The sequence below is a fragment of the Sinorhizobium garamanticum genome, assembly GCF_029892065.1.
Taxonomy (GTDB): domain Bacteria; phylum Pseudomonadota; class Alphaproteobacteria; order Rhizobiales; family Rhizobiaceae; genus Sinorhizobium; species Sinorhizobium garamanticum.
On record NZ_CP120373.1, the window covers coordinates 1,959,259 to 1,970,627 of the forward strand.

Annotated in this window: 9 protein-coding genes; 8 read left to right on the forward strand and 1 reads right to left on the reverse strand. The window is 62.2% G+C overall.

From position 1 onward, the window contains the following. Positions 1-131: 131 nt before the first annotated feature. The 4 genes from PZN02_RS09040 to PZN02_RS09055 all read left to right on the forward strand — a co-directional run bounded on the left by PZN02_RS09040 (position 132) and on the right by PZN02_RS09055 (position 6,584). Positions 132-1,292, forward strand: a complete 1,161-nt coding sequence (locus PZN02_RS09040; RefSeq protein WP_280661226.1) for an efflux RND transporter periplasmic adaptor subunit — start codon at positions 132-134, stop codon at positions 1,290-1,292. After that, a complete protein-coding gene (locus tag PZN02_RS09045; protein WP_280661227.1) occupies positions 1,289-4,468 on the forward strand; it encodes an efflux RND transporter permease subunit in 3,180 nt (1,059 codons plus the stop codon). Before PZN02_RS09040 ends, PZN02_RS09045 begins: the two co-directional genes overlap by 4 nt. Before the next feature lie 389 nt (positions 4,469-4,857). Next, complete coding sequence (locus tag PZN02_RS09050) at positions 4,858-5,691, forward strand: MBL fold metallo-hydrolase (protein ID WP_280661228.1); 834 nt, start codon at positions 4,858-4,860, stop codon at positions 5,689-5,691. 146 nt (positions 5,692-5,837) lie between these two features. Beyond that, on the forward strand, positions 5,838-6,584 hold the full coding sequence (locus tag PZN02_RS09055) for a YebC/PmpR family DNA-binding transcriptional regulator (protein WP_280661229.1): 747 nt from the start codon (positions 5,838-5,840) through the stop codon (positions 6,582-6,584). Positions 6,585-6,672: 88 nt separating this feature from the next. On the opposite strand, the gene PZN02_RS09060 is transcribed toward PZN02_RS09055, so the two are convergent. Further along, entirely contained in the window at positions 6,673-7,674 is a 1,002-nt protein-coding gene (locus PZN02_RS09060; protein ID WP_280661230.1) for an LLM class flavin-dependent oxidoreductase, read from the reverse strand. A 271-nt stretch (positions 7,675-7,945) separates the two neighbouring features. On the opposite strand from PZN02_RS09060, the gene ruvC reads away from it, so the two are divergent. The 4 genes from ruvC (at position 7,946) to PZN02_RS09080 (ending at position 11,248) form a co-directional block, all read left to right on the forward strand. Then, positions 7,946-8,458: a crossover junction endodeoxyribonuclease RuvC gene (gene ruvC / locus PZN02_RS09065; RefSeq protein ID WP_280661231.1), complete on the forward strand. Its 513-nt coding sequence runs from the start codon at positions 7,946-7,948 to the stop codon at positions 8,456-8,458. Between the two features lie 63 nt (positions 8,459-8,521). Beyond that, a complete protein-coding gene (ruvA, locus tag PZN02_RS09070; protein WP_280661232.1) occupies positions 8,522-9,139 on the forward strand; it encodes a Holliday junction branch migration protein RuvA in 618 nt (205 codons plus the stop codon). Positions 9,140-9,303: 164 nt separating this feature from the next. Beyond that, entirely contained in the window at positions 9,304-10,344 is a 1,041-nt protein-coding gene (ruvB, locus tag PZN02_RS09075; RefSeq protein ID WP_280661233.1) for a Holliday junction branch migration DNA helicase RuvB, read from the forward strand. A gap of 1 nt (position 10,345) precedes the next feature. Next, positions 10,346-11,248 (forward strand): metallophosphoesterase, encoded by a 903-nt coding sequence (locus PZN02_RS09080; RefSeq protein WP_280661234.1) that lies wholly within the window; start codon positions 10,346-10,348, stop codon positions 11,246-11,248. Positions 11,249-11,369 lie beyond the last annotated feature (121 nt).

The window sequence follows — 11,369 nt, forward strand, 5'->3', positions numbered from 1 at the left end:
GGATGCGGCCGCTGTTTTGCAAGTTTTCCATTTAGTGCCGCCCGGACGCTCCTGCTTCGGGTTTCAGTGTCGCCAGCCCGAACGTTGAGATCCGGGCGAATTCGGCTTTCAAGTGCTTTCGGAGGACGTGCATGTTGCCAAAGTGGCCGTTGCCCGCGATCTTCAGCGTTTCGTTCTTTCTTTTCGCCGCATCGCTTGCGGCAGCCCAGAACGCACCGCCGGCGCCGACTGTAACCGTCGCCAAGCCGGTCGTGCGCGACGTGATCGACGCTGACGAATTCATTGGTCGCTTCGAGCCTGTCGACGAGGTCGCCATCCGGTCTCGTGTCGGCGGTTATCTCGATGAGGTCTTTTTTACTGACGGGGCATTGGTGAAGAAAGGCGACAAGCTTTTCGTCATCGACCAGCGACCGTTCCGCACCGCTCTCTCCCAGGCGGAAGCCTCGCTGGAAGCGGCGCGTTCGACACTTGAATTCGCGGAGACCACGTTCAAGCGGACGGAATCGCTCGCCGGAAGCGGCACGCTCTCCGTGTCCAGGCTCGATGACGACCGCCGTGCGCTGCTCGCAGCGCAGGCGAATGTACGTGGCGCCGAGGCGGCCGTCGAGCGGGCCAAGCTCGATCTCGAGTATACGACGATCACCGCGCCGTTGAGCGGCCGCGTCGATCGACGCCTGATCTCGCCAGGCAACCTCGTCCAGGCGGATCAGACGGTGTTGACGACCATCGTTTCGCTCGACCCGATCGACTTCTATTTCGATGTCGACGAGCGCCGCCTGCTTTCCTACGCCAGGACCGCTCGAGAACGCGGCAGTGCGCTCCAGGAGGGTGGCGGCGCGCTCACCGTGCGGGTGACGATCGCCGACGCCACCGAACCGCCCTTCGAAGGCAAGCTCGATTTCTCGGAAAACAGGGTGGACAACCAGACGGGCACGATGCGTGTGCGTGCCCGGTTCGCGAACCCGAACTTCATCCTCCAGCCGGGGCTCTTTGGGCGTGTGGAAGTGGAAGGCTCGAACACCTACAAGGCGATCCTTATTCCTGATGAGGCGATCGCCGCCGACCAGAACGAACGCGTCGTCTACGAGGTCGGCCAGGATGGCAGCGTCGTGACCAAGCCCGTGCGCCTCGGACCGCGACTGCATGGCTACCGGGTCATTCGGAGCGGTATGACGGGAGACGAGACGATCATCGTCAATGGTACCGTGCGCGTGAGGCCGGGCGTAAAAGTGAAGCCAGAGCTCGTCGTGCTGCCGCAGGAGGCAGCGCAAGCGGCGGAGAGCGCCCAATGAGATTCGCGCATTTTTTCGTCGACAGGCCGATCTTCGCTTCGGTGCTCTCGATCGTGCTGCTGATCGTTGGCGGCATTGCCTATTTTCAGTTGCCGGTGGCGCAATACCCGGAAATCGCCCCACCCACCATCGTCGTGCGCGCTTCCTATCCGGGCGCCGATGCCGATACCGTCGCCAACACGGTCGCCACGCCGCTCGAGCAGGAGATCAACGGCGTCGAAAACATGCTCTACATGTCGTCCTACTCGACCGCCGACGGTTCGATGGCGCTGACGATCACCTTCGAGTTGGGTACGGACCTCGATCAGGCGCAGGTGCTGGTGCAAAATCGCGTCTCGATCGCCGAGCCCCGCCTTCCCGAGGAGGTTCGGCGCATCGGCATCACCACGACCAAAAGCTCGCCTGACCTGATGATGGTCGTTCACTTGCTTTCGCCGAACGACCGCTACGACCAGCTCTATGTCTCCAACTACGCCCGCACGCGCATCCGCGACATCCTCGTTCGGCTGGACGGCGTCGGTGACGTTATCCTGTTCGGCGAGCGAGAATATGCGCTCCGCGTCTGGCTCGATCCGCAGAAACTCTCCGCCTACGGCATGACAGCGGGCGACGTCGTCGAGGCGCTGCGCCAGCAGAACGTCCAGGTCTCGGGCGGCGCGATCGGCGGCCCGCCGATCGCGGGCGACAATGCCTTCGAATATACGGTCACCACAGACGGCCGTTTCAGCGACGCACGACAGTTCCGCTACGTGATCGTCAAGGCCACGGAAGATGGCAGGCTTGTGCAGTTGCAGGATGTCGCCCGCGTCGAGCTTGGCGCCCGCGAATACGTCAGAAACAGCTACCTGAACGGCAGCCCCGCCGTCGCGCTCGGCATCTTCTCGCGCCCTGGTACCAACGCGCTTGCCGCGGCGGAAGCAATCCAGGCGACGATGACGGAGCTCTCGAAGGATTTCCCGGAGGGGCTGGAATACCGGATCATCTACAATCCGACTGAGTTCATCGCGGAGTCCATTAATGAGGTCTACAAGACGATCGGCGAGGCCGCGATCCTCGTGGCCCTCGTCGTGATCGTTTTCCTGCAGTCTTGGCGCACGGCGATCATTCCGATCGTCGCCATCCCCGTCTCGCTGATCGGTACGTTCGCGCTGCTTTTCGCCTTCGGCTTCTCGCTGAACATGCTGACGCTCTTCGGGCTGGTGCTTGCGATCGGCATCGTCGTTGATGACGCGATCGTCGTCGTCGAGAACGTCGAGCGCAATCTCGAGAAAGGCATGACACCGAGGGAGGCGGCGCATGTGACGATGGACGAAGTGGGCGCGGCGGTGATCGCGATTTCGCTCGTCTTGACGGCGGTGTTCGTGCCGACCGCCTTCATCCCGGGCATAGCCGGCCAGTTCTATCTGCAATTCGCCGTAACAATCGCGGTCGCGACGGTGATCTCCGCGATCAATTCGCTGACGCTCTCGCCGGCGCTTGCCGCCGTTCTGCTGCGGCCGCATGAGAACCATGAGCATGAGAGCCGCAATCCGCTGACGCGGCTCGGCCGGGCTTTCGCCAACGGCTTCAACCGCGGCTTTGACCGGATGGCCGATGGCTACAAATGGGTGGTGGGTCACCTCGTCAGGACACGGTTGGCGATTGGCGCCTCGCTCGTCGTCTTCGCCGCTCTTCTTGGCGCCACTTGGTACATGGCGCAGGCCGTGCCCCGCGGCTTCATCCCGACGATGGACCAGGGCTATGCCATTGTCGTCATCCAGCTCCCGGATGGCGCATCGCTCGCGCGAACCGACGCGGTGGTGCAGCGTGCATCCGCGATGATCCGCGAGGTGCCGGGCGTCCGCGACGCGGTCGCCTTTGCCGGCTTTAGCGGTGCGACTTTCACCAACGCGTCCAATTCCGGCGTCATCTTCACGCCCTTCGACAGTTTCGAGGAAAGGCTCGAGCATAACCAGAGCGCGAGCCAGATCATCGGCGAGATCTTCGGCGCGATGCAGAGCATCCAGGAGGCCTTCATCATCGCCATTCCACCGCCGTCGGTGCGCGGTATCGGCAATTCCGGCGGCTTCAAGATGCAGATTATGGACCGCCAGAACGCTGACATGGGCCGGGCACTGGCGCTCGCCCGCCAGATGATGGGGGCAGCCAGCCAGACCGAAGGGTTGACCGGCGTATTCACTACCTTCTCGGACTCCAGCCCGCAGTTCTTCCTGGCGATCGACCGCGACAAGGCACGGGCGCTAAACGTGCCGATCCCGAATATCTTCGAGACGCTCTCGATCAACCTCGGCACGTCCTACGTCAACGACTTCAACGCATTCGGTCGCGTCTACCAGGTGCGCGCCCAGGCCGATCAGCAATATCGCGTGGAACGAGACGATATCCTCGCTCTGAAGGTGCGTTCTGCGTCAGGTGCGCTGGTACCGCTCGGCACGCTCGTCGAGATCCGCGATACCAGCGGGCCGTCGCTCGTTCAGCGCTACAACATGTATGTTTCCGTGCCGCTCCAGGGCAATCCGGCGCCCGGCGTCTCCACCGGCACGGCGCTCGACAAGATGGAGCAGCTCGCCGCCCAGATGCTGCCGCAGGGCACGACCTTCGAGTGGACAGAGCTTGCCTTCCAGGAGCGCCAGACCGGCAATACCGCCGTCTTCATCTTTACGCTCTCGGTGATCTTCGTCTTCCTCGCGCTGGCCGCGCAATATGAGAGCTGGGTGTTGCCGCTGGCGATCATCCTGATCGTCCCGCTTGCCGTTCTCGCCGCGCTTCTCGGCGTTTCCATCCGAGGGTTCGACAACAACGTGCTCACGCAGATCGGCCTTATCGTGCTGATCGGCCTCGCAGCGAAAAACGCGATCCTGATCGTCGAATTCGCCCGCCAGGGCGAGGAGGAGGGCAAGACGCCGGTCGAGGCGGCGATCGACGCGAGCCGGATCAGGCTGCGTCCAATCCTGATGACCGCCTTTGCCTTCATTCTCGGCGTCGTGCCGCTGGTGATCGCAACTGGTCCCGGCGCCGAAATGCGCCAGTCGCTCGGCACGGCGGTCTTTTCCGGCATGCTCGGCGTTACGCTCCTCGGTCTGTTCCTGACGCCTGTGTTCTATGTGGCGCTGCGCTCGCTTGGCCGAAAACGCGTGAGGGCTGTCGAGGAAGCACCGGGCGCCCCTGCAGAGTGAGTGGGTCTTGCCGGTCCTGCGCCACGGTTCCGCGCCCACTGCATGTTTCCTTAAATCGTCTCCGATTTAAAGATAAAAACATGCAGCAATTCAAAGTGCTACAGCGTCCTTTGTGCGTCTGAAAGACGCACGGCGCTGTAGGACGCATTCGGTCCCTGCGTTCGAGAAATGCGGACAATGACGCGATTGTGAGCGCCAGCGCCAGTTTGGCGCTGGACGGGACCGCGACCTTGAATAATCCTGCCACCCGCCAGATCACGATGACTTTAGGTCTTATCAACCTAAAGTCATAACCGTGCTCGATTCTAATGAGTTAGAGCGGGATGCGGGCGGAAAACCGCGCACACTTTCCCTCATCCGGCTCTAAAAACGCGTGTGAGAGGTGAAGGATGCTGCTCCGATACCTTGCCTACACCCTGGCTGCCATCTGGCTGATCCATACGTTCTGGCCGGAACATGCGCATGCGCAGCAGCCTTCACCGCCAGTGAGCCAATGCCAGGCGATCGCGGAAGCCACGCCGAAAGCGACATTCGCCCGCTTCGCAGTTCCGGGGGCAATGCGGGTGAGCGCGGCCGATAGCGAGGTCAACATAACCTATCTCGGCCACTCGACATTCCTGATCGAAACGCCGGACGGTATTTCGATCGCCACGGACTATAACGGCTGGTTCCAGACTTCGGCGCCACCTACCGTGGTGACGATGAACAAGGCCCATTCCAGTCACTACACGCTGACGCCAGATCCGGGCATTCGCCACGTCCTGCACGGCTGGAGCGACAATGGCGAGGCGGCCGACCACGATCTCGTCGTCGGCGATGCCTATATCCGCAATGTCGTGACGGACATACGCTCCGGCTTCGAGGGTATGGAGCCCAATGGCAATTCGATTTTCATCTTCGAGGTCGCGGGGCTCTGCATCGGCCATCTCGGCCATCTGCACTACGAACTCGACGACAGCCACTACCGCCAGATCGGCCGGCTCGACGTGCTGATGGTTCCAGTCGACGGTGGCCTGACCATGGGCGCCGAAAGCATGAGCCGTGTCGTGTCGCGACTGCGCGCGGCGCTGATCCTGCCGATGCACCGGCCGCCGTTGATCAACGACTTTCTGGCAATGTTCGGCGACGACTACGACAAGAGCTTCGCCACCGGCCCGAGCGTCAAGGTTTCTCTGCGTTCCCTGCCGAGCAAACCGCTGATCCACGTCCTCCAGGGGATGTGAGACATTTGCCTATCCGAGGCGCGCTTGCTGCGCCTTGCCGGCGCCGGATTTCCTCTCCCTGAAAAGACCCGGCCCCTGCTGGACGGGACGTGGCAATAAAACTATAAGGCGCCCCATCCCGATAATTCATGCATGCAGAGGGCGCCATGGCTGGCCATTCACAGTTCAAGAACATCATGCACCGCAAGGGCCGTCAGGATGCGGTGCGCTCGAAAATGTTTTCCAAGCTCGCGCGCGAGATCACCGTTGCCGCAAAGTCGGGCATGCCTGACCCGGCGATGAACCCGCGCCTCAGGCTGGCGATCCAGAACGCCAAGGCCCAGTCGATGCCGAAGGACAACATCGAGCGGGCGATCAAGAAGGCGTCGGGTGGCGATGCGGAGAACTACGAGGAAGTTCGCTACGAGGGCTACGGTCCGGGCGGCGTCGCTGTCATCGTCGAGGCGCTGACCGACAACCGCAACCGCACCGCCTCCAATGTGCGCTCGACCTTCACCAAGGCTGGCGGCGCACTTGGCGAAACCGGCTCGGTTTCCTTCTCCTTCGATCGCGTGGGCGAAATCACCTACAAGCTTTCCGTCGGCGATTCCGACAAGGTCATGGAAGCGGCCATCGAAGCAGGTGCCGATGATGTGACGACGGACGAGGATGGCCACACGATCATCTGCGGCTTTGAGAATATTGGCGAAGTCTCCAAGACCCTCGAAGAGGTCCTCGGCGAAGCGGAAACCGTCAAGGCGATCTGGAAGCCTCAGAACACTGTGCCGGTCGACGAGGAAAAGGCACAGTCGCTAATGAAGCTGATCGACAATCTCGAAGACGATGACGACGTTCAGAACGTCTATTCGAACTTCGAGGTTTCCGACGAGGTGCTGGCAAGGCTTTCCGCCTGACGTTTCTTTTGATCTACGAAACGACCCGCGCTCCAAAATGGAGCGCGGGTCTTTTTTGTTTCAGCCGTGCCGAGAAGGCGACGATCTTTCAGGCGGCCACAGCGAGATGACGGTGCGCTTCGCCAAACAGCCTCAACGAATGCAGCCGCGCCTCCATATCGAAGATCGGCATGGAGATGATCAACTCGTCGGCATCGGTCTGCTCGATGAACGCCCGGATGTTGCTGCGGATGGTTTCAGGACCGCCGACGACCGCGTAGCTCATCGCGTGGTCGACGAAGATCTTTTCGTCGTCGCTCCAAAGCCCCTCCATGGATTTGACCGGCGGCGGAAAGCGTCCGCGGGCATTGCGGCGCAGTGCCACGAAGGATTGCTGCATCGAGGTAAAGAGATAGTTCGCCTCCTCGTCGGTATCGGCGGCGACGCCCATGACGCCGACCATCACATGCGGCTTGTCGAGCTCAGGCGACGGCGTGAAGCGCTCGCGGTAGATTTCGAGGGCGGTGAGCAGCATGTCGGGTGCGAAATGCGAGGCGAAAGCGAAGGGGAGGCCGAGCATGCCGGCGAGGTGAGCGCTGAAGTGGCTGGAACCGAGCAGCCAGATCGGCACATTGGAATCGGCGCCGGGGACCGCGATGATCTTCTGGTCTTCGGTGACCGGGCCGAGCAGCGCCTGGAGCTCCACGACATCGTTCGGGAAATTGTTGGCGCTCGTCTCCATGTTGCGCCGGAGCGCCTGTGCCGTTCTCATGTCGGTGCCGGGCGCGCGGCCGAGGCCAAGGTCGATGCGGCCTGGATAGAGCGCGGCGAGCGTGCCGAATTGCTCGGCGATGACGAGGGGCGAATGATTGGGCAGCATGATTCCACCCGAGCCGACGCGGATCGATCGTGTCGCCGACGCCACGTGGGAAATGACGAGCGACGTCGCTGCGCTGGCGATTCCCTTCATTCCGTGATGTTCGGCGAGCCAGAAGCGCTTGTAACCGTTCTCCTCTGCGGCCATTGCCAGCCGGCGCGAGTTTTCGAGCGACTGGGCGACGCTGCCGCCCTCGGTAATCGGCGACAGGTCGAGAACGGAGAACGGGATCATGGCAAGACCTTCAATTAAGAGAAATTGATCGATCGCAATGTAGGTTCAAGTTTCTTAAAGCCAAGAGTGGCACTGCATGTTTCCTTAAATCGTAACCGATTTAAGGACAAAAACATGCAGCAATTCAAAGCGCTCCAACGTCCTTTGTGCGTCTGAAAAGACGCACCACGCTGTAGGCCGTTTTCGCCACTGCGCCGACCATTCCTGTGTAATGTTTTTGTTTTGTTCACTTTTTGCTGGCAGCGTCTGGCTGACCGACATAGGGTGAGGCATGCAGAATACGATTCGCATCATCGGCATCGATCCGGGCCTTCGGCGCACCGGGTGGGGCGTCATCGAAACCTTGGGCAATTCGCTGCGTTTCGTAGCCTCCGGCACGGTCACGTCGGACGGCGAAATGGATCTTGCATCACGCCTTTGCCAATTGCATGACGGGCTTGCCGACGTCGTGCACAGCTACCAGCCGCATGAGGCCGCCGTGGAGCAGACCTTCGTCAACAAGGACGCGACAGCGACACTTAAGCTCGGCCAGGCACGCGGCATCGCCATGCTGGTTCCGGCTCGTGCGGGTCTCAGAGTGGCGGAATATGCGCCGAATGCGGTGAAGAAAGCGGTGATCGGCGTCGGTCATGGTGAGAAGCAGCAGATCCACATGATGCTGAAGGTGCTGATGCCGAAGGTTCAGTTCAAGGGCAACGATGCCGCCGATGCGCTCGCAATCGCCATCTGCCACGCGCACAACCGGCAGGCGATCACCAGCCGGCTTGCGGCGCTTGCGGGGTAGGGCCATCTATCGGAATCTGTTTAAACGGCAACGGTCCAAATCCATCCAGAAAGACAAGGTCAGATGATCGGCAAGCTCAAGGGCACCATTGACGAGATCGGCGAGGATCACGTCGTTCTCGACGTGCATGGCGTCGGATATGTCGCCCATTGTTCTGCGCGGACTCTCGGCAAGCTCGGATCGGCGGGCGAAGCGGCGATGCTTTTTATCGAGACCTATGTGCGCGAGGATCAGCTCAAGCTTTTTGGCTTTCTGACGGCCATCGAGCGTGAGTGGTTCCGCCTGCTCCAGAGCGTCCAGGGCGTGGGGTCCAAGGTAGCGCTTGCGGTGCTTTCGACGCTGACGCCCAGCGAGCTTGCGAGCGCGATCGCACTGCAGGACAAGACATCGGTCTCTCGCGCCCCGGGTGTTGGCCCCAAGGTGGCCGTGCGTATCGTCACCGAACTCAAGAACAAGGCGCCTGCCTTTGCCGGCGAGCCATCCGCTGCGATCAGCCTCAAGCAGGAACTGGGCGAGGGCGTTGCCTCGGCGCCGGTCGCGGACGCCGTTTCGGCCTTGACCAATCTCGGCTATTCGCGCGATCAGGCGGCAAATGCCGTTGCGGCGGCCTTGAAAAACGGCGGTGAGGGCGGCGACAGCGCCAGGCTCATTCGCCTCGGGTTGAAGGAACTGGCGCGGTGAGGGGCCGGGCCCTGCTACGGTCACAAAGCAATGGAATGACGCGATCCGCGCTGGATCCGGCGATGCGATGACAATATGGTTGAGCGCGCGGAATCGATGGCGATGACTGGCTTTGGTCCGCGCACGGCGCAATGGCGCGGTGCAACCCGAAATGGAAGTCTGAAATGAGTGAAGCCGCACGCCTGATTGCGCCGGAAAAGCGAGGCGAGGACCTCGATCAGACGCTGCGTCCGCAGTCGCTGGACGAGTTCACCGGCCAGGCGGAGGCGCGTGCCAACCTCAAGGTCTTCATCGAGGCGGCGCGCAATCGTGGCGAGGCGCTCGACCACGTGCTTTTTGTCGGTCCGCCCGGTCTCGGCAAGACGACTCTCGCTCAGATCATGGCCAAGGAACTCGGCGTCAACTTCCGCTCCACCTCCGGACCGGTCATCGCCAAGGCCGGGGATCTCGCGGCGCTGCTCACCAATCTCGAAGAGCGCGACGTGCTGTTCATCGACGAGATCCATCGCCTGAACCCGGCGGTCGAGGAAATTCTCTATCCGGCCATGGAGGATTTCCAGCTCGACCTCATCATCGGCGAGGGACCGGCGGCGCGTTCGGTGAAGATCGACCTTTCCAAGTTCACGCTGGTGGCGGCGACTACCCGCCTCGGCCTGCTGACGACGCCGCTGCGCGACCGCTTCGGCATTCCGGTGCGGCTCAATTTCTACACGGTCGAGGAACTGGAGCTGATCGTCCGCCGCGGGGCGCGGCTGATGGGCCTCGGCATGACCGACGAGGGGGCACGCGAAATCGCCCGCCGCGCACGCGGGACGCCGAGGATCGCCGGCCGTCTTCTGCGGCGCGTGCGCGATTTCGCCGAGGTTGCCCGGGCGGAGGCCGTGACGCGGCAGATCGCCGACGAGGCGCTGACCCGCCTGCTTGTCGACAGCATGGGGCTCGACCAGTTGGACCGCCGTTACCTGACGATGATCGCCCACAATTTCGGCGGCGGACCGGTCGGCATCGAGACGATTGCGGCCGGGCTTTCCGAGCCGCGCGATGCGATCGAGGACATCATCGAACCCTATCTGATCCAGCAGGGGTTCATCCAGCGCACGCCGCGCGGCCGGGTGCTGACGGCGAATGCCTGGAAGCATCTCGGCCTCAATCCGCCGAAGGATATCGAGACGACTCAGTTCCGCCTGACGCTGGAGGACGACTGAAGTGTTCACCCGCCGAGGATTCCTGCAGACGCTCGGTGGCGGTTTCGCAAGTTTCGCGGCACTCGGCAGCTATGCCTTTGCCATCGAGCCGCTCGCGCGACTGAATATTGCCCGCTACACACTGACGCCGCCCGGCTGGACGCCTGGTCTGAAGCTTCGCGTGGTCGCGCTTGCCGATCTTCATGCCTGCGAGCCGTGGATGCCGGCCAGCCGTATCGCCTCCATCTGCGCGCAGGCGAACGATCTCGGCGGCGATATCACGGTTCTTCTCGGCGACTATGCCTCCGGCATGAACCTGGTCACACGCTATGTCCACTCCAGCGAATGGTCGAAGGCCCTCGCCACGCTCAAGGCCCCGCTCGGCGTCCATGCGATCATGGGCAACCACGACTGGTGGGAGGACAGAACCGCGCAAAAGAACGGCGGCGGCGAGACCTTCGGGCATCGGGCGCTGTCGAATGTCGGCATTGCGGTCCACAGCAACCGCGCCATCCGCCTGGAAAAGGACGGACATGGGTTCTGGCTTGCTGGTCTCGAGGACCAGCTTGCCCTTCTGCCTGGCAAGAAATGGGGCCGGCGCTCGATGACGGGTCTTGATGATCTCGATGGCACGCTAGCTCAGGTGAGCGATAACGCGCCGGTCATTCTTCTGGCGCATGAGCCCGACATCTTTCCGGAAGTGCCGGCGCGAGTCTCCTTGACGCTATCCGGCCATACCCATGGCGGACAGGTTCGGTTCGCGGGTCTTGCGCCAGTCGTGCCGTCCCGGTTTGGCGACCGGTATGCCTATGGCCATATCGTCGAAGAGGATCGCAGTCTGATCGTCTCCGGTGGTCTCGGTTGCTCGATCGCGCCGATTCGCTTCGGCGTTCCGCCGGAAATCGTTGTTATCGATCTTGGGTAGGTTGCGGTCGGCGTCTTTCGATTGGATTTCGCCCCTCATCCGGCTGCCGCCACCTTCTCCCGGAGCGAGGAGACTCGCGGCGCCCACGTTCTCGCCCCTCGAGCGGGGAGAGGGTTAGTCC

Excerpts from the sequence above, each read along its gene's own strand:
- PZN02_RS09055 (WP_280661229.1), top strand. The coding sequence starts at position 5,838 with ATGGCTGGCCATTCACAGTTCAAGAACATCATGCACCGCAAGGGCCGT.
- PZN02_RS09050 (WP_280661228.1), top strand. The coding sequence starts at position 4,858 with ATGCTGCTCCGATACCTTGCCTACACCCTGGCTGCCATCTGGCTGATC.
- ruvA (WP_280661232.1), top strand. The coding sequence starts at position 8,522 with ATGATCGGCAAGCTCAAGGGCACCATTGACGAGATCGGCGAGGATCAC.
- PZN02_RS09045 (WP_280661227.1), top strand. The coding sequence starts at position 1,289 with ATGAGATTCGCGCATTTTTTCGTCGACAGGCCGATCTTCGCTTCGGTG.
- PZN02_RS09040 (WP_280661226.1), top strand. The coding sequence starts at position 132 with ATGTTGCCAAAGTGGCCGTTGCCCGCGATCTTCAGCGTTTCGTTCTTT.
- ruvB (WP_280661233.1), top strand. The coding sequence starts at position 9,304 with ATGAGTGAAGCCGCACGCCTGATTGCGCCGGAAAAGCGAGGCGAGGAC.
- ruvC (WP_280661231.1), top strand. The coding sequence starts at position 7,946 with ATGCAGAATACGATTCGCATCATCGGCATCGATCCGGGCCTTCGGCGC.
- PZN02_RS09060 (WP_280661230.1), bottom strand. The coding sequence starts at position 7,674 with ATGATCCCGTTCTCCGTTCTCGACCTGTCGCCGATTACCGAGGGCGGC.